Source organism: Nitrosospira multiformis, from assembly GCF_900111585.1.
Taxonomy (GTDB): Bacteria; Pseudomonadota; Gammaproteobacteria; order Burkholderiales; family Nitrosomonadaceae; genus Nitrosospira; species Nitrosospira multiformis_B.
Genome location: NZ_FOHI01000004.1, coordinates 187,578 through 210,309, shown reverse-complemented (window position 1 = coordinate 210,309; position 22,732 = coordinate 187,578). Strand labels below are relative to the sequence as shown.

Genomic DNA, 22,732 nt, shown 5'->3' with positions numbered 1-22,732 from the left:
CCCCAAACCAAGAGAGCCAAAAGGCCGCGGATAAAAATGGAGCAAGAATGAAAGAAGGAGGTTTTCTATGAGCGGTCGCGCAGTTCCGTCACACCTTCTTTCTCTGCACAATGATTGCAGCAGAACATGGCCCCGCTTTTCTCCAGGCCGTGCCCGATGATTCGAACACCACAGTGCGTGCAGTTAGGCGCAAGCTGGTTAATGGCACATTCAAAACTGTCGAACGTATAGGTTTTATTCGAAACGACTATCTGAAAAGCTTTATCGTAGTCGTTCCCACATCCGTCACATTTCGGCATACGCCTCCTCCTCTAGCTGAAAAACGAGCCTTCCAATAGGTCCGCTGCAATTGAAATCCGAAAAAACTTCTATTCCACTGCCTCGCCAGATTGCGCGAATCGTTTGTTCCTTTCGGCTTTGAAACTTTGAAAAAAGATGCTTCCCGGAACCATTGTAACCCAAGGTAGAGGAAGAACTTATCCTGATGTTGGGTTGACAGGGCCGCAAACCATCAATCCAGCAACCTGGCTAATTGCTTCTCCGGGACTGCAGACGCGCACAAATATACTCTATCTTTGCGGGGCTGGGTGCTCTATCGAACATAGGAGCCAAGGAGAGGATTGAGGTGTTTTGATGTGGACGATTGATCGCCCGCCCTATTTGTTATGAAATCCCCGACTATTTGCGACTTTGCGCGGAAGATAACAATAGTCCAAGTGGTTCACATAGCTTGAAAAATTTCAATTTTGTTATACCTTAAAGGGTACAGTGAGTTGATACTGTTATTCGCCGCAGCTTTCTTGAGGAGAAATAAAAATGAAAAAAATTCATGCTGTCGTTCTTGCTATGGGATTCGTTACTGGGAACGCAAACGCTGCCAATTTTTCTTTCACGGGAAACTTTGAACATAATGATGAGGTACAGGAGTTCCACTTTACCGTGACCGCGCCAGTATCTGACGTTACCTTGCGTACCTGGTCTAGCGCGGGCGGTATAAATGCTGCTGGAGCGACAATTGATCCCAATGGATTTGATCCCATCGTCGCATTATTTGGCGCCTCGGGAAATCTGATTGATCAGAATGATGACACTCAGGGTTTGGACTCATTCCTAATGCGTAATCTGCCTGCTGGAGATTACACCGCAACCATAACGCAATATAGTAGCTTTGCCATCGGCCCATTATTAACTGATGGCTTTGAAGGCAGCAATCAAACGGAATTTAACTTCTTCAGAGATTCACACTGGGCATTGGATATCCTAAATGTGAATACCGCTTCCTTAGGCGCCTCGTATATTTCTGAAGTTCCTTCTATCCCTGAGCTCAAATCCTATGCTCTGCTGCTGGCGGGGCTCGGCCTTATTACGTGCGTGATACGCTACTCTTCAAGGAAGCAAATGCCGGTATGAAGTAGGGAGTAGTGAAATAATGTGTCTTTTTACTCAATCGCGTGCGCCACCGTACAGAAAAACACAACGGTGACAGCTATAGTGACAGCTCGAAAATAACCAGAGGAGGTATCATCATGAGCTATCTGAAACCCGTTCTTACCGCAACGATGCTGGCGCTGGCGCTTGGGCTTACCGCCTGCAAACCCAAAGAGGAAGCAGCGCGGGAACAATCGCTGGAGCAGAAGGCCGATACAAAGGAAGATAAGGCGGATGTAGTGCGGAAGGAGGGGGAGGCAGCCGCGGATAGGCTCGAAAGGCAAGATCCTGGTATGGATTCCAGGAGCACGGATCGAGCCGCCGATGCTGCACGTGAATCCTCTGAGAATCGTGCCGACCAGTTGGAAGACCAAGCCGATCGTCTGCGCGAGCAGAAATAATGGTTATAACGGCTGCCCCTGATTAACGGCCGACTGCCGTTAATCAGGGGCAGCCTTTTTGTACAGTTCGGTAATCTGGCTCTCGAAGCGCTTTTCGATTTCTGAACGCTTCAGTTTTAGGGTGGGTGTCAACAGGCCATTTTCCACCTTCCAGGGTTCCTGTGACAGATGTGCCGCCCGGATCCGGGCGTATTTGGGGAAACCCTGCAAAGTTTCCTTGATCCTTTTCAAAGCGGCTGCTCGGACAGATGAATGTATCAGTGACTGAGGCTCATCCGCTTTCAGGCCGAGACTGGAGGCAAGATTCTGCCACTCCCCCTTGTTCACCACAACCAAGGCTGCCAGATAGGGCTTTCCCTCGCCTACCACCATTACCTGATCAAACAAGGGTTCCTGAACAATAGCCATCTCCAGATCTGCCGGGGGCACTTTTTCACCGCTGGAGGTGACCAGAATCTCTTTGATTCGTCCGCTGATAAATACATGATTGTCAGAAATACGCGCCTGATCACCGGTATGCAGCCAACCCTCTGCATCGATTGCAGCGCGAGTTTCTTCGGGTCTGTTCCAGTAGCCCAGCATGATGCCAGGACTTCGGGCCAATAATTCATCCTGCTCGCCGATACGAAGCTCTACGCCAAGCAATGCGCTCCCCGTTGATTCGGGCGCATTATCCTGCAGGCGATTGGCTGTCAGAACGGGTGAAGCTTCGGTCAATCCATACCCTTGCAGAAGCGGTAAACCCAACCCTATAAAATGCCTGGAAACATCCGTATGGAGCGGACCACCTCCGCTTACGGCTAGCCGGAGCCTCCCTCCAAATGCGGCCAGCACCTTGTCAGCCACCAATTGACGCAGAATAGGCCACGCAACGCGGTGCCATAGTCTCTCCTTCTCCTGCCCTTGCACGACGGTAAAGCGTTTCCAGCCAAGTGCAACAGTCCAATCGAACAACAACCTGCCAACCCGTCCTCTTTCCTGCACCTGCTGGTTCATTTTATTGCGAATACCCGCATAAACCTGCGGCACGGCAACGAATATACCAGGCCGTACCGATTTCAAATCCTCTGGCAAATCTTTTAGTGAACGGGCATAGGCTACGCTGCTCCCCGCCATGAGGGGAACGTAATAGCCAACAGTGCGCTCAAGCATATGCGAGAGCGGCAGGAGCGAGAGATAGACGTCTTCGGGATAGCCGGATATAGCCTGAAGGGTTGCCTCCGCATCCCAAAGCACATTGAAGTGTGAAAGCATGACACCCTTGGGCTTGCCGGTGGTTCCGGAAGTGTAAACAAGTGTGGCAAGCGCGTGAGGATCGGATGGTTGAAAATTATTCTTGTTGCCAGAGTTGCCCCTCTCCTCCTGATCGCTGGCACACTCATCTGTTTCCCTCAGCCATTCATCTACACCCTGTAGTGCCCTGCCCTCGCTACCCCCTGCTGACGGGTGTTCAAGGCATAGTATCTTGCCTAATCCGGCAGCATCCTTGCATCGGGGGGCCAGTATTTCCCAACGCTTTTGAGTGCCCACCAGGAGTAACCGAGTGCCGGAATCCTCAAGAATGTAAGCAATATTATCTGGCGCGTCAGAAGGATATAGAGGCACCACCACGAGCCCGACAGCGAGTGCAGCCTGATCAAAGCAGACCCACTCAATGGAATTGCGCAGCAGGATCGCGACACGATCACCCGATTCGAGATTCTCCCGCATCAGCGCGCGCTTCCAGCGTGCCACCCGCGTACCCATTTCCTGCCAGTTGTATTCCCGCCATTTCCCGCTCTCGGCATCAAATTGCTGGTACGCTATCGCTTGTGGATTGCGCTTGATTCGAATGGAAAAAAGCCCTGCTAGTGTCTGAGCCTCTTCACATGAAATGATATCTGTCTTCCGCTTCTGCCCCATCTGCACGACTCCATAAATCCTCTTGAAATCAATCCAAGGTGTGACACTTATGGTTTTGCTGCCTCCACACTTCTTCTCGGTCGCCGGGTGGCTCTCCTTTTCATCATAGATTAGATTGCACGGGGGAAGATCATTTTGCTGGAGTTGAAGTACGAGGCCAAATGATGGCCGGGCATATATCTCATACAAGCGATATTCGCATCTTTCGATAAGCCATGTCCTGATCTTGCCGAAAGGGCCCGGCTGAGCATCCGTTCGACCCTGAAGACAGGCCTGTCGCCGACTGACTCAGGATCAGGGCGAACGGGAGACGAAGTGCTCAGAATAAACAGCGACGAAGAGTTTAGAGAGAAGGGAAAAAGAGATCGAACGAATGGAGAAATGTACTCCTACTCTTAGTCTCGAAAAAAGCTACAAGGAATGCATGCTCTTCCCATTTTTGCTTAAGCAGTCTTGCGAAGGGACGGCATAACGGCCATCAGACCCGGGAGCAATCAATCGTATCCTCAGCAATATAGGTCAAGTTTCCAGTATTTTTTATCTTGGCTATTGATGTCCAGGATGTATGGATTTGCCTGTGCGGAGACAGGGAAAACAAAACCAAGGCCGATACTCAGGGCTGCGGCCAGAATCAAGCCCTGGATTTTAGAGCCACGGGTAATTTTCATGATTTTCTCTCCGGTAAGAGATTATTTTTAGAGATTCGGGCTCCGAATTTGATGAAAGCATGCCGAATCAGTGTCAGACAGTACCAGATTAAACCTTAACTATAACAATGAAGATGGGCGTTTAAACGCCCATCTTCATCTGGTACAACTTTCGAGTTTGTTCAAAGAACGGGGATATATTCCGCGATACCTTCAAGGTTCACAGTTTCGTACGTGAGTTGGGCTCCGGTGTGATCTACGACAAAACCACGACCGTGAATCAGGATGCCCATTGTCTTGAAGTTCTGCCGCAACTCTTCTCCCAGCTCAACCGGCGGCAGAACCAGCGCGAAATCCATAGAGGGTTCATCCGCAGCGCCGGACCTGAAATTTACTGAGACAAGCGTTCCCGCTACTGTTTGCTGCTGAGTAATTTGCGCTCCGCGAAATACGAAATGGCCTTCCGGGCCGGTATATTCGAGGGAGGCCTCTTGTGGCTTTTCTTTCGCACCCAACGGACCCGATGCTTGAGGAAAAAAAACGACGCGTTTTACACTTTCCTGATCAACAAATGTAAAACGACTGGGATTTCTCTTCGGGTGCTGGGAATTGCCCAGGTTGGGATTTCTCTTCGAGTGTTCGGAATTGCCCAGACCGGGATTTCTCTCCGGGTGTTTGAAATTACCCAGCAATGCCTTTTTTGAATCGTGTTTGACGTGTATCCGAACCCCCTTGGCATCGGGAGGTAGAGGGTCCCAGAGGTGAACGACACCGATAGGTGTAATTGCGTCTGTTGCAGGTTCTTGAGGTGGATCAGCGACAAAATCAAAATCATAAATGCCGTCGGGTGGCGGCTGAATGAAGACAAAAGGTTCTAACCGCGGATTTGCCCAACCCTCGCCAGGTATATTTCCTGACGCGGTAATTCTCAATTTAGGCGGATGATTTTCCAGAACAAATAGCTCAACATCAAGAACTTCCAGAACTTTTTCCATTTTTGACTTCCCCCGTCATTTGAAATGAGTGGAGCGCTCTGCTATAGCAATGCCTTGCGGCTTTGCTATTGCCCTTCTTTATAGCTGAGGAAAGTAAAATAACAACCACATTCACATTGTCTGTATAACCTTCACAGAACAATGCATATCGGAAGGGCGGAGACCATACTGGAAGGGGAAAAAGTGTTCTGCTTACAGTGCCTGCAGCTTCCTGATTTCGGGTCACAGCAACCGGTTGCGAAACAGCCATGCAGCGAAAGGCAGCGTGACAACCGCCATGATCAGGAGCGGAATCAGGTCATAGCCGACCATCGACAAGTCAGCTCCCTCCAGATACACGCGCTGCATCAGGTCAATAGCAAAGCGGAGAGGATTAGCCAGAGTAATAGTCTGAAGAAATTCCGGCATGTTGCGCACAGGCGTCGCCAGGCCTGAAAGCATTATGAGCGGCATCACCAGCATGAAAGTATAGAGCATGGCCTGCTGCATAGTGGTACAAACCGCCGAAATCGCCAGACCCAGCCCTACACTGGCAATGATGAACAATGCCAGACCGGTATAGAGTGTTACCAGCGAACCGGCAAGCGGCACCTCGAACCAGTAGAGCGACACCAGGAGAACGATAGTGGATTGCAGCAGACCTATTGTAACGATTGGAATCACCTTGCCCACCATGATTTCCATGGGTGAAAACGGTGTCACCAATAACTGATCGAATGTACCGTTCTCGCGCTCGCGGGCCACAGTGAGCGCAGCCAGCAACATTGTCTGTATCATGCTGAGCGAGGCGATCAAGCCCGGCATCAGATTCCAGCGGGTCTCCAGATTGGGGTTGTACCAGGCGCGTGCCTCAACCGTAAGGGGCTGTCTCGCGTTGCCACCTAACGTCGCATTATAGGATTCGATAATTGAAGCGACATACCCCGCGGCAGAGCTGGCACTGTTGGAGTTGCGTGCATCGAGAATCAATTGTACCGGGGCAAGCTCGCCCGCATTTACTTGCTGCTCGAAGCGTGGCCCGATCTGTATCACCATCAGGACCTGCTGCGAATCGATCACTCCCGCGATATCCCGCTGTGTTTGCAAGGTTGCGACCCGCTCAAAAACACCGGTTCCATCCAGACGCGCTATCAATTCAACGGAGGTAGCACCGCGGCTCTGATCAAGCAAGGCATAGGGCACGTTGATGAGATCAAAAGTGGCAGCGTAGCCGAATAAAAAGCTTTCCACCAGCGACGGGACGACAAGAATGACCCGGTTGGCCGGATCTTTCAGGATTGCCAGAAACTCCTTGCGACACAGGCTGATAATGCGGCGCGCGAGGTCGAGCATGAGGTCAGTCCAGTTTCTTGCGGGTAACAAAGCGCGCAAGACCTAGCAGCAGCACTGCATAGCTTGTGAGAATCGCATAATTCCGTATTATCACCGACCATACATTGCCGGCGAGATACAGCGTCCTGATCAATTCCATGAAATAAGTGGCCGGTAGAATCTTTCCAACCAGCTGAATGACAACAGGCACGTTGCGCAAGTCAAAGAGAAAACCGGAAAGCATGAGTGCCGGCATGAAGCTGGTAATAATTGCGATTTGACTGGCAGTGAACTGGTTTTTGGTAATGGACGAGATAACCAGGCCGAAACCCAGCGCCACCAATAGATAGAGCATCGAGCCGCCCAGCAGGATTAGCAGGGAGCCGCGCATGGGCACCTCAAACAGAAAATGCGCTGCAGCCAGGCATACCCCGAGACCCGCCATACCAACCAGAAAATAGGGGACAATTTTCGCCAGCAGGATTTCCGTGGGGCGCACCGGTGAGACGAACAATGCTTCCAGGGTACCGCGTTCCCACTCGCGCGCCATCACCATCGCGGTGAGAAAAGCTCCGATGAGTGTCATGATAAGAACGATCAAGCCTGGCACCAGATACCATGTACTGGAGTTGGCGGAGTTGAACCACAAGCGTTCCACCAGCGTGATTCTACCCTCGGTCGGGACCGGCGAAGCTGCCTTTCGATCAGCTTGTCGCAACGTCCACTGGCCAACAATACTGTTGATGTAGCTTCGAATGATTATTGCGCGGGTGGAATCTGTTCCATACGCCAGAAACTGGACTTGTGCTTCGCCTTCTCCCAATCGGCGGGAAAAATCGCTTGGTATCCGGAAGATCCCCTCTACTTCGCGCGCCAGCATCAAGCGCTCTGCCTCCTGCATGGAGGGAACTCTTACAGGTGAAATATACGGGGAAAGTTCCAGGCCTGAGACAACGTCGACCGCAGTGGGGGATGCATCTTCCAATACGATTGCAACGGGCGCATTCCTGACATCGAGTGACAAGCCGTAACCGAAAATGAGAATCAATATAATGGGGAGACCAATTCCAACCGCGAGATTGCTTTTGTCTCGCAACAGTTGGCGTATTTCCTTTCGAATCAGGGAAATGAGACGTAGTTGAAAGCCGAGATAATTCCGTTGGCCTGATTGGCTTTTTTTTCCACTCATAAGCTCAGCGCTCTTTCAGTCGATTTATCTCGTTCCCGCTCGCGAGCAACGATACGAATGAATGCCTCTTCCATCGTCAGCGTAGCATCCTTTCCCCCGGCTTGCCCGCGAACCTCGTATGGAGTTCCCATGGCCACTAACCTGCCGTTGTCCTGGATTACGATACGATCGCAATATTCCGCCTCCTCCATGAAATGGGTTGTAATGATGATCGTGGTGCCCATTTCCGATAATGCAGTAATGCGACGCCAGAACTCTCGCCGCCTCAGTGGATCGATCCCGCTCGTGGGCTCGTCCAGGAACAGGATTTCAGGCTCGTGCAGCAGGCCAACCGCCATGGCAAGCCTTTGGCGGAAACCACCGGGTAATACTCCGCTGGGAGATTGCTCTTTCCCTGCGAGATCAAATTGCTGGGTGACGGTCTGAATACGCTTGCGTAGCCGTTCGCCGGAAAGGCCATAGGCGCCGCCGAAAAACTCCAGGTTTTCCCTCACGGTCAAATCCCCGTAAAGGGCGAATTTCTGCGCAACATAGCCTATCCTTCGGCGGGCGGGAGCACGCGCATGCCGCAGGTTGACCCCCGCCACCTGAAGAAAACCGCTGGTTGCGGGGAGAAGACCGCAAAGCATGCGAAAGGTCGTGGTCTTGCCTGCTCCATTCGGCCCTAGCAACCCGAAGATTTCACCGCGCTGCACCGAGAAGGACACGTGATCGACAGCGATAAAATCTCCGAATTTTCGTACCAGATCACGTACCTCAATGATCTTTTCATCCGACTGGCGATTTTCTCCCGAGGTCGGTGCAGACAGTGCCGACCTCTCGAACGGGAGAGTATCTGGCGGAGTCATTTGGTACTGTTCACGCAGCAGTACCATAAACCCATCTTCAAGACGCGCCTCCACCGGGATGGCTTCAATACCGCTCAACAACGCATCGATATCCTGCTGCCGTGCATGAGGGCGACGGATAAAACGAACTGCCCCGCTTTGAGGCACGGCATCTATGATGTTTCGGGAATCATCCAGAAGTTGTGCCTGTAGAACTCGCGAAGGCTGACCTTGGGTTGGGGTGGCGATAAAGCAAAGGCCTCGTGCGTGCTGCCGTATCTCGTCAGGCGGGCCTTCAGCAAGCAGTTTGCCCCCCTCCAGCACATGAATCCTGGCGCAACGCTCGGCTTCATCGAGGTAGGCCGTGGTAATCAACACCGTCAGTTGCTCCTCATCGATCAATTGCCCGATAATCTCCCACAATTCCCGTCGCGACAACGGATCGACACCCACTGTTGGCTCATCAAGCAGCAGCAGTTCGGGAGAACGCACGAGAGTACAGGCCAAACCCAGCTTCTGTTTCATGCCTCCTGACAGTTTTCCCGCCGGGCGCCGTGTAAAGCGGATGAGATCGGTCATTTCCAGCAGTCGACGATAGCGTTGTCCGCGTACCTCCTGCGGCACCCCATGCAGATCTGCATAAAGATCGAGATTCTCCTGAACGCTCAAATCCTCATACAGGCCGAAGCGCTGCGGCATATAACTTATGCGATCTTGCACTGTTTGCGGATCCGTTACGACATTCACGTCCAATACCTGGAGGTGTCCGTCATCCGGTTTTATCAAACCCGCGAACATACGCAAGAGAGTAGTCTTGCCAGCCCCATCCGGCCCAACCAGCGCAGTAAGCGAACCCGCAGGCACTTCCATGGAAACGCCTGCGACAGCCTGCGTTATCTGGCTCGTTTTTTTGACCAGAAAGCGCTTGTAAATACCGATTGCCGCCAGCGCAAGCCGCATTTGTTCCATCAATACTTCACTTCACTGGAATTTCCATTATTTCTGAGAGCGATATGCACGGTGGCGGGCATACCCAGACGCAGCCTGTCCTCCGCGTCTTCCACATACACCCGTATCTCATAGACAAGGCTGGTGCGCAGCTCCTCGGTTTGTACAGGCTTCGGGGTGAACTCGGCAACCGACGAGATATAGCCGATACGACCATGAATGGGCTCCTCCAGATGACTGTCGGTAACAACCTCTGCGCTCATGCCAAGCTGGATGCGGCCGAGATCAATCTCGGATACGTAGGCGCGAACCCATTTCGGATCGGTTATGGCAAGCGCATAAACCGGCCGTTGTGGCGAAGCCATGTCCCCCGGTTCGAGAAGACGTGAGCGTATGACAGCATCAATAGGGGATTTCAATTCGGCTAGGTCAAGCTGGTGCCGCAGCAAGGCCAACTCAGCCCGAAAAACGTTCAACTGCGCCTCCGCCTGCGCAATATCTTCCTTGCGCGGCCCGATCAATGCCAGTTGCAGTGCCTTTTTACGATTTTCGAGTTGTGCTACGGCCACTCGATGGCGAGACCTGGCATTGTCGAGATCCTGTTGGCTGACGGCAGCCCCCGAGTCACTTTCAATCTCCATCAAGCGGCCGAGAAACTGTCGGGCGAGATCGGCATCAGCCTGAGCGGAAGCAACTTCGGCTTTCGCCTGTGCTATTTCCTCGGGGCGGGTGCCGTTCTCAAGCCGTAACAAAGCCTGCTCCTGGGCGGCAACCTGGGCTTCGGCTTGCGCAATTTGCAACGTGAGAATGCGGGTATCCAGCATTGCCAGAACTTGTCCGGCCTTGACCCGGTCTCCTTCCTCCACCCGCATTTCAGCGATCCGATCGTTTCCGTTGAAGGCGAGAGAAACCTGGCGAATATCCACATTGCCAAAGAGGGTCAGGAACTCGCCATTGTTTTCCTTATGGGTAAAAAACCAGCTTACCGTTCCCACCGAAATCAGGGCAAGTCCTATTGCTATTCCTATAAGGACGGGTTTTTTATTCACCGATGATGTCAGATGCGGTTACGCTACTTTATCTGAGGTGGATGACCGCATGGAAACCGCATACGGTTGCTGGCGCAAAAACTCCTATTGAACGGTCAGGCGCCTTGCGAATCAGTACCACTAACGATAGTCTCAGCCGCATCTTCCAGTGCAACGATTGCGGAAGGAATTGATGCTGCATTGCCTGAATAAACCGCGCCAGCCAGAAGAACCAGTGCGGATGCCAGATCGAGCGCCTGCTTCAGGGCGGTGATATGCTTTACTGCTGCTTTTGCCTCCTTGACGCTCATCCGCAGTCGTTCCATCGCAAGCTGACCATCCGCCAATGCCAACCCTATCGCACTGGTGTAAAGACTGGAGGCGGTATTCAGAAGTAAAATCTCCTGACTATCGAGCTCATCCCACTCTGCCTTGCTCAAGCTGCCGCGATGCTGGATGCGCCAGTCGCCAAGCGCAATTGCTGCATCCCGGAACTGGTTGCCCAATTCGAAAGCATCATCGAATGAAAGCTTGTCCATGCGTTTATTCTCTTTCTTTGTTAGCCTCTTTTAATGCAAAACATCGAGCAAACCCCGGAAAGCCATGCGAAGGTCTGCGACATAGGGTTTGAATTGCTCGTCCAACTCGTTACTGCCGATCTTTTCCCGGTACTCATACAGATACTGATGCCCACTAGCGATTTTATCCAGCACGGCAATATAACTCTGCGCACTCCTGATCCGGTTATTTACACGGCCCAGCGATTCGGTCCTCGCCTCTCTTGCAAGTGCCATTGCCACCGGTTCCATGGGACTATCCGGCGCGTACATGAAATTGTCATAATATCTGCCGAGTAGCGCCGCTTCTACCTGTAAATCGGCAATCATGCCCTTCTCCACGATCTTTCGCATAGCCTGAATTACATGCTGAAGCGGTTGATTGGCATCACGGACCAGCCTCCTGAGTTCATGGAGCCGATAACCCGCAGTGATGGCGCGTGCGAGCAGCGTAGATAGCGCTCCTACCGCCTCTTTCTCTTCGGAAGTCAGCAGTGTCGCCCTGCTGAGATTTGTACTCAATTCTTTTAGCGATTTATCATAGGTATGAGTGTTACCGGAGGCCAGGTTGGCTAAACCTTGCATATAGTCTGTCACGGTTTGCTGGAGCAGATCCAGACTGGCTCGCTGCGCCTCCCGGCGCATTTTCTGTGCTTCCAGCTCACCGTGGAATTTCTCCGGTTGGTATTGTTTGCGGCGATCAGGCGCAGCCACATAATCCCTCGTGAGCTCCTCATAACTTGCCGCCTCTGAAGAAAGAGCGGCAAAAGCTTTCACTTCCCTGAAACTGGCGCATCCGGAAACACAAGAAGCAAGCAGGAATATGCCGAATGCTGTCCAGAAGCTTCTGTATATACCAATCACGTTAATATTAAGAGCGCAAGTCATCACATATTCTGTAGCCCTGCCGGGAGCGATGTGTTATTCCTTTATCTTAGCTGGGAAAACAGAGAGCTTTGTATATTTCGAGACTCGGCAACAAAAAGTAGTTACGCGGTGGTTAGCGCATTTTTACAGGCTGCGCATAATATGTGCTTTTCCCGATCTTCCTCCAGTAGCTGATACTCATGAAAACAATTCTTCTTGCTGCCTTTGTCGTCCTGGAAATAGGCTTTACCCCTCCACTTCGCGCCGCCGAATCAGCAGGTTTTGCTCTCAATTATATTGGCCAGCAAATCGTACCCAAACAGACAAGATTCAAAGGGACAACGGTCGGCGGATTGTCATCTCTGGACTACAACGCAAGCACTGATCGTTACCTATCCATTAGCGACGATCGCAGCAGAACCAATCCAGCGCGGTTTTACGAATTGTCTCTGGATCTCGCCAAATTCCAGTGCTCGGCCAAGCCGGGTATGGCGGGGGTGACCTTTCATGCTGTAACCACGATCCAGCAAGCCGGTGGGGGGGCATTCGAGAAAAACTCCGTGGATCCGGAAGGTCTCCGTTTTGACGGCAGCCGCAACAAGATTTATTGGAGTGAGGAAGGCCACCGGGAGATATCGGGTTTCCGAAGTCCTGCAGTGCGCGAAATGAATGCTGATGGCAGCCATTCTCGCGATTTCATTGTTCCCGTTTACTACTCTCCCAGTGGCTCCCGTCTTTGGACATTTACCGGTAGTAAGGGCGTTTACGACAATTTGGGATTTGAGAGCTTGACAATCTCCACCGACGGTACAACTCTGTATACGGCCACTGAAAACGGCCTGGTTCAGGATTCTCCCCCTGCCAATGCCTATAGAGGCTCACGCACACGTATTCTTGCCTTCGACATTGCCACCGGAAAATCAGTCGCGGAATATGCTTACGATGTTGAGCCTATTACGTCCGTACCGTCCTTGCTCGGTGGTTTCGCTATCATCGGAGTGAGCGACTTCCTCGCCATCGGTGACCGCCAATTCATCACTATCGAGCGCGCCTTGTCTCCCGGCACAATCACGCCTGGCCGTATTAACACCGGATATACCGTCCGGCTTTATTACGCCGATGCAAGGGGCGCCACCAATATTTCCGGAATGGAATCGATCGCGGACAAGAGCATCTCTCCGGTAAGAAAAGTTCTTCTGCTTGATATGTCAGACTTGAAAAATGCGGACGGCTCGGCTCTGGCTATCGGCAACATAGAAGGCATTACCTTTGGCCCCGAATTCAACGGCAAACGCACTATCGTGCTGGTGGCTGACAACAACTTCTCCAGAATGCAATTCACCCAATTTGTCGCATTGGAAATTGCATCTGAATCGGAGCTAGTGGAGCGGTTACAATAAAAATATGAAAAGAGTACTGCTCATTGGATTTTTTCTTGAGCTTTGTTATCGATTACACCGGGTATATCCTTCGTCGGTCGAGCAAACCGGCCTTTAAGGTCATCAACGCCCGACTGCGGTTTGGCAAGTTGTTTTAAATCTGCACGCTGTCTGCGCTTTTCCTCACTGTCTATTTTCATATTCTTGTCTCGCTTTTCGATCAATCCAGGCGCTGCTTCTCCTTCATGATTAAAAGACCAGCCCAGCATCGGCTGACCGAGGGGGAGCGCATCTCCAAGCTTACCTTCGTAACCCGTGTTCCAGACGTGCCAGGTCTTGCCATAGCTATTCATCTTCCCTTTCATCAACTCTTTTTCCGCAATGCCGGGGATGTTGGGGGCTATAAGCTGCCCGGAAAGAATTTCGCCATTATGCGGATGCCAGTACTTTCTTTCCTCTTCGGGTAGCGTGTTGAAAAGCTTTTCCGAGATGATGAATTCGATGCCGTTCAGGTTTGCATCCTCCGTGTTGCCATCAAATAACGTACACTGCGCAAAATCCTCGTTTACCTGGTGACAATAGTGATGAGCCTCCATCTGATCTTCCGGAGAATCCTTCATTGGATGGAAACCAACCAGATAAATGCTAAATGGTTTCAAGGGAGAACCGCTCTGCAACAGCTTTGCGCCTGCTTCCAGAATTTTCGTTTTGGGCGTTTTTGCCTCACCCCCAGGGTTGGCATGAGGTCCCGAGGACTCCTGTGCGAACCCCTCTTTTACAGAACCAGGCATTCCGGTGCTTGTCAAAGCAAAACACGAAATAATTAAAAAACTCCCGCTCAATCTCTTCATACCGTCCCTTTCGAATGTATTCATTTAGGAATATTGCATGCTTCCTCACACTCGTCCGTACGGTGGCACACAGGAATGAACCATAGCAATATGCTAAAAACGCTACTGAACTTCTTCAAGGATTCCCCAAGGAAATAGCGTAGAAATAGCGGTTATTCGCTTCCCATCATAATGCTTGCTGAATAGAGCAATTCAGCTTGGTTCCATAGCTCGATCCGCGAATTCATGCTCTACTTTCATGAATTAGCTATTCTGAGTGCATTCCTTCATGTTTCAAACCTGCATGCAGGCCACACTTCCGTAAACATTATTGCTCCAGGCCACCTCTTCCTGCACCGCCTCTTCCTCCGCCTATCCTAGAACACATAACTTGCATTCAAACCCACTATTACGTTCCGCCCCCCCGGCGATGGTTCGTAAAAACGTCCATTGCCTTCATTCACAATTACCGCACCCACATATTTTGCGTTGCTTACATTGTCTATCCGGATGAATTCGCTGAGTTTCAAACGACCTAACTGATGTGAATAGGCGAGCCGGATATTTGCCATGGCATACTGTTTTGCAGCTTCCGTATTGATATCGTTAGCGTAAACCCTATCACGATAGATTGCCTCGATCACTGCCGAAAACCCTGGCAGGCCGCGCCGCCACGCCAGTTCGGCATAGGCGGTATTGCGCGGTATACCGGGAACTAGGTTGCCATCCGCTACAGTTACGAAAGGATTGCCGGCTCGTGGCTGGTAGGTATAGGAATCGCGAAACCTGGCATCAAGAAAGGTATAAGACAAATATGCAGAAAGATCCTCGCCGAAGCGGTGGACAGCGGCAAGTTCCATGCCTCGCCTCCTGGTATCGGTCGCGTTCTGAAAAGTAGCTCTACCCCCGATATTGGTCGCCGGCAGAATCTCATCGGTAACCACACTCTCAAAAAGCGCGAGATTGATGCGGGTATTATCCGTAGCCAGCCACTTGAACCCCACTTCGATATTGCGGCTTTTGCTGGGCCGAAGAGAGAAATTGAGGCCGGAGGCACCATCCGGCCGGTAGGCAAGTTCTGTAAAGGTAGGTGTTTCGAAACCCCATCCGCCGCTGGCGTAAAAGTTGAGCGTCGGTGTCGCCTTGTATAGCAAGCCCAGTACTGGATTCACGTTACGAAAAACCAGATTGCCGCTATCATCGCCATTGCCGGGGCGGACAAAAAAATCCTCGGACTTGAATTTCACGTTGGTGTAACGCATTGCGGCCGAAAGCGCCCATGACTGAGTAAAATGCCACTCCGCCTGCCCGTATTGACTAAAGCTACTGACCGTATTATTTTCATTACGACGCAAATCTCCACGCACACCAAGGATTGCGCCGGAGAAATTCTCGAACCCCTTGCGCCGCTCCTTGAAAATTTCATACTCGACACCTGCGGTCAGCGTGAACGGACGTTCTCCCGTACTCCGATAAGTCCATCGCAAGCCTGCTCCCCCGAATTGCCGGTCGAGATCGACCACGCCCCCTGAACTGGTTACGGGAATTTGCGCGCCCCGTGGTACAGCAAGAAACTGCTCAAGCTGCCGGGTTCCTGCATAACCAATCAGCTTGATCTTGTTCGAAGCAGAGAATCTGTGTTCATAAACCGCGCCACCCTGGGTATTGTCGATGCTCTTGCGGGTGTTGAAGGTATGGGCGCTGATATCCGCCTGGCGGGGATTCTCGATAACCTGGGCACGCGTAAGTCCAAGAGGATCCTGCGTGTTGCCCTGATGCAATTCGTTGGCTACCAAAGTGAGGGTGGCATCGTGATCAAACTTGTACGTAGCCTTTGCGCTGGCCTGGTAACGCGTTGCCGCACTGTGGTCGCGATAGCCGCTTGTCTGAAAGCGGGAAATATCGACCACGTAGTTGAATGGCCCAGATGTAACATCCGTTCCACCCAATGTACCCCCCAGCTTGATCTCGCCGCGAGAGGTGCCATAACTGCCGCCCAGGAGAGTTCCGGATAACGTGGTTTCGTTTGGACCATCCTCCGTAAATGCCTGTATTACCCCACCTGAAGCATTGCCGTAGATGGCAGAGAATGGCCCGCGCAATACCTCGATGTGTTTGATTGAGCCGAGGTTGATATTCGCCGCCTGACCTTGACCATCCGGCATGGTGGCGGGAATGTCATCGACGAATATGCGTATGCCACGAATGCCGAAAGTGGAGCGCGCGCCAAAACCACGGCTGGATACTTGCAGATCCTGTGCGTAATTCTGGCGATTCTGAATGACGAGACCTGGAACGCGAGAGAGCGCCTCAGAAAGATTAACCCGAGGCTGAGCCTCCTGAATAACCTTTGTCTCCACTACATCGATAGACATCGGCAAAGAGAAACTCAATTGTTCAGTGCGGGTGCCGGTAATGACGACTGGATTGAGAACCGGCAAAGACTTCCCTGATGATTCGACCGGCGGCGCCTCAACCGCGGTATTAGACCGAGTCTTGGGTTGTACAGAAGGAGAATCCGCTGAAAGCACGAGGTTCGGCAAGCCGATCCCGAGAGCGACGAGCGCAGGGTTCAGGATTTTCAACGGTTTTTGCTTTCCGCCGGAACATCGGGCAATTGAAGAAGCAGCGAGAGGCTAACTGAGCTCTCCTGTTAATCAACAAATCCAAATCAAACGGGAACCATCCTTATCTTCAATAGCCCGGCTGACCACCCATGCCGCCAGGAGGGGGAACCAGAGAGGGAAAAGAAGAACCGGACGATGAAGGCGAGGAAGCCTGCTCCACCTTCTGCTTTCCAGCCGCTGCTTCTTTATTAACTTTTTCTACCGCCTCATTTATACGAGACTGCTCGGAAGTGGCCGACTTGTTGATGACAGCGTTATCGGCATTGGCCTCCTTGATCATACAGTCATGATAAGTCTGTATCTGTTTCTGCCACTCATTGATCTTTCCCACACTCCGGTTGAAGGCATCAACACTGCTTGAGTCCACCACTGGCGTTTCAGGCATCGCACCGCAGCCACTGGCAGACCAAGTACCTTTTTCGAAGGTCCCCGCGTGTGCGGCAAAGGCGGTAATAAGCAGTGCAACTGATACTGGAATATAAATGATTCGAATCATCTAGCGCCTCCCATGATTGACAGAATGTAATCGCATCGGCTCAGCCATAACTCCTTCTTTCGCCCGCACGGGTCGCAAAGGTTGCTGCAAGTCAGAGAAATGTGTAAAGCAAGCGACTTATATTTCTGCTGATATCGCTGCGGTCAGTTGGCGATTGAAGAACATACGCCAGCATCTTATAGGCTAATATAGCCGGTTTGTAAACGGCAAGAAAACGGCCATATCACCATCCGCCCATCCCCTCAGTCTTATGCAACCCACTGCAAACGCCTGGCGCGATGTGCTGGCAAAATCCGTGCTATTCTTTTTTGGGATAGCGCTCTGGTACAAGGGGTGGAGCTTTTATGCCTATTATCTGTTGCCCCTCGCCTGGGTGATAGATGGAGGACTGGGCCGCTCTAGAAAAACAGTCAGAGAGCCTCTGGCAATCGGCATGCTTCTGTTATGCTTCGTCCTCGCCCTTGGCATACTCTGGAGCGATCACCCTGATCTTGGATTCAAGGTCTGGCGAAGATACTTTGCCTTTCTCGTTTTTATCCCCTATCTAGGCCTCTTGAATAAGGAACGTCTACCTTGGGCAATCTATGGAGCGCTCCTGGGTTATTTTGGCGCACTGCTTATCGGTTTATATCACTGGCTGATAATGGGCGTACAAGGTATCCCGGCTTTGGGGATGCCTTACACTAGTTTTTCTTCGACACTGGGAATTGGAGTAATACTGACTCTCTATATTATAAAAACAAGCAGAAATAATGGAATCCGACTATTTTTGTGGTTTCTCTCTGCCTTTCTATTGTTCATTCAGTTTAATCAAGACGCCAGGGGCGCACTTTTAGCAACGCTTCTTTCATCGTTGCTTCTGCTGTTTTTGCTGTATAAGACAAAAACCAAAACCCTTCTGACCGTGATGGCGCTGGTGATCACAGTAATCACGTTGTTCGCATCCAATAGTACGAGTTTTCAAGAAAGATTAATGCGAGCGAAGAATGATATTCAATTATCGTGGGCAGGAAAATATACGACCAGCTTGGGATATCGCCTGGCCATGTGGGATGTCGGTCTCTATGGAATAGCCGAGCATCCCTTTGCCGGTCACGGGACGGGAGCGGCAGCAAGGTATTTCGAGGAAACTGTTGAGACGTATAAAGGGGGTATTTACCGAGATTTGACAGAATTTCACGACACCTATCATTATCACAACGACTGGATTGAGATTGGAATGCAGCTAGGACTGCTCGGGGTGGTGACTTATGCTTTCTTTTTGTGGAGTTGGTTTCAAACGCTAAAGAGACATCAACTGGTAGTTCTTGCGGCGGCTTTACTCTGTTTTATTTTTCTGTCCGGCTTAACAGACACTCTGGTTTTTTTTCGACAAACTTTTTACCTGCTTCTTGTAATCACCGCTATTGGTATTACCTCTCACAAAGCATCAGAGCAGTTTTACTCTACAAAATATATTACTCCTTGAGTGATACTGGCAGTTATTGGAAGTGGATGATTCGACATTAATTCGACATTAAACTGGGATAAGTTTCAAGAAAATGACAAGGCCGTCGCTACTGTCTGTCGCGTTAGCCAGCTTTAACGGAGAACGCTATATTGCTGAGCAGCTGGAAAGTATAGCTCAGCAACATAGACTGCCTGATGAACTCGTCATTTCGGATGATGCCTCCACTGATAGCACTACTGATATCGTATTGAAATTTGCGCGACATGCACCATTCCCTGTGCAATTCCTCCAGAACTCTGAGCGTCTTGGTTCCACACGTAACTTTCAAACGGCTATATGCGCCTGTAATGGTGACATAATCTTTTTATGTGATCAGGACGATGTTTGGTATCCAAATAAGATTGAACTTATTGAAGCAGGTTTTATCGATAATCCTAACGCAGGTGCTGTTTTCACCAATGCAGATGTAATTGGCGAAAACTTAAATCCATCTGAACTACGTCTTTGGGAAGCTTTTAAATTCAATTCAAAAGAACAAGCACAAATTAATGGTGGCGATGCACTAGAAGTTTTGTTCAAGCATCCGGTAGTAACAGGTGCGACAATGGCCTTTCGTTCCATTTATCGAGACCTTATTCTGCCTTTACCCGAGATGTGGCATGACGCTTGGATTGCTCTACTTATCGGAGCAACTTCATGCCTAGTGGCATTGCCAACACCGTTGATTGCCTACCGGCAGCATAGCTCTAACCAACTTGGGATTCCTCGTAGAGGTAGGAATCGCGGCAAGACTTGCGCAGAAATATATGGACCACAAGTTCTCCACTATGAATTAACTCGAGTGCGTCTCCTCACGCACGGAAAGCACTTTCCAGTCGCTACGCAGAAACTAGAAAAAATTGAGGAATTGCTTATTTTTTTGCGGAACCGCGCTGCTTTACCTCAAAGTCCTTGGCAGAGATTACCGATAGCTCTAAATGAACTTGCTGCCTTCCGTTATCATCGATATGCATTCGGAACCGTCAGTTTTTGGAAAGACTTGCTACGCTAACTTGATGTACTCCCAATAAAACGGGCCATTTGGAATCTAGTAAAGTTCGTTTTTCGAGAAGAGAACAGGCAAATGGAGGTGTTCCGGTTCGGGAATTGTACCTTCAACACGGTTTTTCGAATGCTCAAGCGCTGAAAGTTGCTTTGGGCCGAAGGCCTTGATTCCCCAGGCCAAGCGTGAGGCAGTAAGGTGACGCTGGAGCAGACGTGAATCTCGCAGCACCGTGCCTGCCTGCTTGTGGAACTGTCACATACGGTACTCAACTATGTACCCAAGGTGCACCTGCGAATGAGCAGTTGCAGAGCCGAATGATTGAGTTAGACTCTGCGCGTCACCGCTTTGGTTATTGGCGCATTTATGCTCTGCTGCGTCGCGAAGGCATTGGAGTCAATCACAAACGCGTCTTTCGCCTTTACCATGCTGCCGAACTGCCAGTAAAGCGCCGAAGGAAGCGATGTAGTGTAGCGGTTGAACGTGAGCCATTGACATTGTCGAGCCGGCCAAATGAGGTATGGTCAATGGATTTCATCAGTGATGCCCTGGTCAGTGGTAGACGCATCAAGGTGTTGAGCACCGGTGATGACTTCACCAAGGAATCCATTGATCTTGTGGCTGAGCATGGTATCTCGGGGACAATACGTTGCGCGTGTACTGGAGCAAGCTGCGCAGTTCCGAGGGTTACCGCTGGCGATTCGCACTAACCAGGGGCCGGAATTCACCAGCAAGGCGCTGGATCAATGGGCTTACCAGAATGGCGTTCAGCTCAAACTGATCAAGGCAGGAAAGCCGACATAGAATGCCTATATCGAGAGTTTCAATGGCCGCTTTCGTGACGAGTGTTTGAACGATCATTGGTTTACCAGCTTTGGCTGAGGCACGGATTCGAATCTCGGCTTGACGGCGCGACTACAACAAGCATCAACCCACAGTACCCTAAATTACCTAACTCCGACAGAATTTGCAGCCAGCTACGCATGCAGAACGAAATCAATGGCTGCGAAAGAGAAAGTAGCTAATTTTTAACTGAACTTGCTAGAACGCCCTTGCACTACTACCGGGGCATTCAAACTCTCCCCTGACGAGGCCACAGCAATGTCAAAACTGAACTAAGCATCTAGGGATTTTGAGAGTTTAAGGCATACCCTCAGCAGTAACACTTAGCGGGATCCAGAATATTCTGATGAGGTTGTCTTCTTGACTGTATATATTTGATAGGTCAGGTTTGGCGAATCGCGCAGCATCTCGAAGTTATCCGAGATATATCTATGAATTAGGGCGTGTGTATTGCGGAAACGTAACTCCTCCCGCCCATCAAGGGGGAAGTCGAATATCAGGATAAAACCTGGGTTTGCCACCTTGATTCGTTCAATTTCTAGCTGCTGAAAGCTTTCACTTCGCGGGAACAAGGCGTATATCTCCCACATAGGAGACTTTCTTTCGAACAGCGGATAAGCCCCCGGCCAGAAAGGAGTTGTGATGAAACTTTGACCATCGGGTGCATGCTTAGCAACTAATTTCTTTAATAGAGTGATCTCACTTGCTGTGCGAGCATCAACGGTCACTTCGGTGTCTGAAATTACGATGTTCACACATTGTTTGCTAGACCGGCATTGCCAGGCGGGATGAAAATGCACCATCACTAATAAACTTGAACCACATAACACAAGTGCCAATGGCCATTTGATCCTCGCTGGTTTTGTGGCCAACAGCACTAGGCAACCGACTAATAGAGGAAAAATGCTTTTAGCAAGGTGACTTACATCAGCTCGGGAATAAGCATAATGGGCATAGGGCAATGCCAAGAATGCAGTTGCAACCAACGCCGATGGAACAGCCCTCTTGTGAAACTTCTGCCGAGTAACCCATATGGTAGCAAGTATGCCAAAAACGACTATAGCAATGAAAAACAAGCCAACCAGCACTCCACGAATCGTCTTACCAACAGATACGGAGTCAAATTCCAAACGCCAAGGCCAAGGAACTGGTAGAGTAAGATTAGTTGCTTTAATTTCAAGGAAAAAGAGCAAACTTTCCCAGAAGGCGGGAGCAAAGCCTGGTACCAGCAATACCATGAGAAGTATCGGGATATAACCAATTGCTACCCCTACTGCCCACAGCATAGCTCCCTTGATAAATTCAAACTTATCTGCTTGCCTGATGGTCAGCCATATCATAACCCCAAAACTGCCTAAGACGCCGTATACACCATGGTTACGGCCAAAAACAGCTACCAAACCTACACATAGACCGGTGAAAAAGTAACGTCTCCTTGTAGGGTTCTGCACAAGGAAGGCCAATATCCCAATTAGCAGAATAGATAAAGAAACATCAAATAATTTGTGGCGTGGATACATCCAGGCCACCAATGTGATGGTTGAAAGAAGTAAATAGGGAAAATTTAGCGTTCTTGCATTTCGAGCAATTAACAGTAGAGCGACGAATAATCCCATCACTTGAAAAACCGCCACGCTACCCCTTAAGGCCACTATGCCATTGTCTCCCCACAGCCTCATGAGTGTAGCGGACCAGTAGTAACGGCCGGGGTCGTAAGACATGAAATCGCGGATGGGCACCTCACCTAGCATCACACGTTGAACCCCATACCAAAGAAAACCTTCATCCCATAGTGAGAATCCTTTATCCCTCTGCCATAGAAAAAGTGCGAGCACAACAAGATTGGAAAAAAACAGTATTTGAAAAACTGGAAGCTTATTTTCTTGGGGTTGATGCATTTGGGATTATTGTAGCGATAATGTTCAGACGAGAGTATGCAGACTGTAATTCCAATCTATAGACTTT

Annotated in this window: 19 protein-coding genes and 1 pseudogene; 6 read left to right on the top strand and 14 right to left on the bottom strand. The window is 50.5% G+C overall.

Features of this window, described 5'->3' with window-relative positions; genetic code table 11:
* Positions 1–65 precede the first annotated feature (65 nt).
* Complete coding sequence (locus BMW46_RS15570; protein WP_074707078.1) at positions 66–299, bottom strand: hypothetical protein; 234 nt, start codon at positions 297–299, stop codon at positions 66–68.
* A gap of 517 nt (positions 300–816) precedes the next feature.
* On the opposite strand from BMW46_RS15570, the gene BMW46_RS08220 reads away from it, so the two are divergent.
* A complete protein-coding gene (locus BMW46_RS08220) occupies positions 817–1,410 on the top strand; it encodes a DVUA0089 family protein (RefSeq protein WP_074707076.1) in 594 nt (197 codons plus the stop codon).
* 116 nt (positions 1,411–1,526) lie between these two features.
* A complete protein-coding gene (locus BMW46_RS08215; RefSeq protein WP_074707073.1) occupies positions 1,527–1,829 on the top strand; it encodes a hypothetical protein in 303 nt (100 codons plus the stop codon).
* Between the two features lie 39 nt (positions 1,830–1,868).
* Here the strand turns inward: BMW46_RS08215 and BMW46_RS08210 are convergent, their stop codons facing one another.
* The 9 genes from BMW46_RS08210 to BMW46_RS08175 all read right to left on the bottom strand — a co-directional run bounded on the left by BMW46_RS08210 (position 1,869) and on the right by BMW46_RS08175 (position 12,097).
* Positions 1,869–3,731 (bottom strand): AMP-dependent synthetase/ligase, encoded by a 1,863-nt coding sequence (locus tag BMW46_RS08210; protein WP_074707071.1) that lies wholly within the window; start codon positions 3,729–3,731, stop codon positions 1,869–1,871.
* Positions 3,732–4,237: 506 nt separating this feature from the next.
* Positions 4,238–4,399: a hypothetical protein gene (locus BMW46_RS15365; RefSeq protein WP_177171063.1), complete on the bottom strand. Its 162-nt coding sequence runs from the start codon at positions 4,397–4,399 to the stop codon at positions 4,238–4,240.
* A gap of 161 nt (positions 4,400–4,560) precedes the next feature.
* Positions 4,561–5,373: a hypothetical protein gene (locus BMW46_RS08205; RefSeq protein ID WP_074707068.1), complete on the bottom strand. Its 813-nt coding sequence runs from the start codon at positions 5,371–5,373 to the stop codon at positions 4,561–4,563.
* Between the two features lie 222 nt (positions 5,374–5,595).
* Positions 5,596–6,705 carry an ABC transporter permease gene (locus BMW46_RS08200; protein ID WP_074707065.1) on the bottom strand — a complete coding sequence of 370 codons (1,110 nt, stop codon included), beginning with the start codon at positions 6,703–6,705 and terminating at the stop codon, positions 5,596–5,598.
* A 4-nt stretch (positions 6,706–6,709) separates the two neighbouring features.
* Positions 6,710–7,873: an ABC transporter permease gene (locus BMW46_RS08195; protein WP_074707062.1), complete on the bottom strand. Its 1,164-nt coding sequence runs from the start codon at positions 7,871–7,873 to the stop codon at positions 6,710–6,712.
* On the bottom strand, positions 7,870–9,669 hold the full coding sequence (locus BMW46_RS08190) for an ATP-binding cassette domain-containing protein (protein WP_074707061.1): 1,800 nt from the start codon (positions 9,667–9,669) through the stop codon (positions 7,870–7,872). The genes BMW46_RS08195 and BMW46_RS08190 overlap by 4 nt, the downstream gene beginning before the upstream one ends.
* Positions 9,669–10,697, bottom strand: coding sequence for an HlyD family secretion protein (locus BMW46_RS08185; protein WP_074707058.1), 1,029 nt, complete (start codon positions 10,695–10,697; stop codon positions 9,669–9,671). Before BMW46_RS08185 ends, BMW46_RS08190 begins: the two co-directional genes overlap by 1 nt.
* Positions 10,698–10,792: 95 nt before the next feature.
* The gene (locus BMW46_RS08180; protein ID WP_074707057.1) at positions 10,793–11,215 is read right to left on the bottom strand and encodes a hypothetical protein; all 423 of its coding nucleotides are present in this window, start codon (positions 11,213–11,215) and stop codon (positions 10,793–10,795) included.
* A gap of 30 nt (positions 11,216–11,245) precedes the next feature.
* A complete protein-coding gene (locus BMW46_RS08175; protein WP_143121434.1) occupies positions 11,246–12,097 on the bottom strand; it encodes a hypothetical protein in 852 nt (283 codons plus the stop codon).
* A gap of 203 nt (positions 12,098–12,300) precedes the next feature.
* Between BMW46_RS08175 and BMW46_RS08170 the strand changes: the two genes are divergently transcribed.
* Positions 12,301–13,500 (top strand): esterase-like activity of phytase family protein, encoded by a 1,200-nt coding sequence (locus BMW46_RS08170; RefSeq protein ID WP_074707053.1) that lies wholly within the window; start codon positions 12,301–12,303, stop codon positions 13,498–13,500.
* Between the two features lie 20 nt (positions 13,501–13,520).
* On the opposite strand, the gene BMW46_RS08165 is transcribed toward BMW46_RS08170, so the two are convergent.
* From BMW46_RS08165 to BMW46_RS08155, 3 genes are all read right to left on the bottom strand, one after another.
* The gene (locus BMW46_RS08165; RefSeq protein WP_256377004.1) at positions 13,521–14,354 is read right to left on the bottom strand and encodes an OBAP family protein; all 834 of its coding nucleotides are present in this window, start codon (positions 14,352–14,354) and stop codon (positions 13,521–13,523) included.
* A 332-nt stretch (positions 14,355–14,686) separates the two neighbouring features.
* Positions 14,687–16,894 (bottom strand): TonB-dependent receptor family protein, encoded by a 2,208-nt coding sequence (locus tag BMW46_RS08160; RefSeq protein ID WP_256377003.1) that lies wholly within the window; start codon positions 16,892–16,894, stop codon positions 14,687–14,689.
* A 109-nt stretch (positions 16,895–17,003) separates the two neighbouring features.
* Entirely contained in the window at positions 17,004–17,432 is a 429-nt protein-coding gene (locus BMW46_RS08155; RefSeq protein ID WP_074707051.1) for a hypothetical protein, read from the bottom strand.
* 250 nt (positions 17,433–17,682) lie between these two features.
* Here BMW46_RS08155 and BMW46_RS08150 point away from each other — a divergent pair, with 250 nt between their 5' ends.
* The 3 genes and pseudogenes from BMW46_RS08150 (at position 17,683) to BMW46_RS08140 (ending at position 20,956) form a co-directional block, all read left to right on the top strand.
* Positions 17,683–18,900 (top strand): O-antigen ligase family protein, encoded by a 1,218-nt coding sequence (locus tag BMW46_RS08150; RefSeq protein WP_074707049.1) that lies wholly within the window; start codon positions 17,683–17,685, stop codon positions 18,898–18,900.
* A 73-nt stretch (positions 18,901–18,973) separates the two neighbouring features.
* Positions 18,974–19,933, top strand: coding sequence for a glycosyltransferase family 2 protein (locus tag BMW46_RS08145; protein ID WP_074707047.1), 960 nt, complete (start codon positions 18,974–18,976; stop codon positions 19,931–19,933).
* Positions 19,934–19,962: 29 nt separating this feature from the next.
* Positions 19,963–20,956, top strand: a pseudogene (locus tag BMW46_RS08140) (IS3 family transposase).
* Positions 20,957–21,090: 134 nt separating this feature from the next.
* On the opposite strand, the gene BMW46_RS08135 reads toward BMW46_RS08140, so the two are convergent.
* Complete coding sequence (locus BMW46_RS08135) at positions 21,091–22,665, bottom strand: hypothetical protein (protein ID WP_074707045.1); 1,575 nt, start codon at positions 22,663–22,665, stop codon at positions 21,091–21,093.
* Positions 22,666–22,732: the final 67 nt, after the last annotated feature.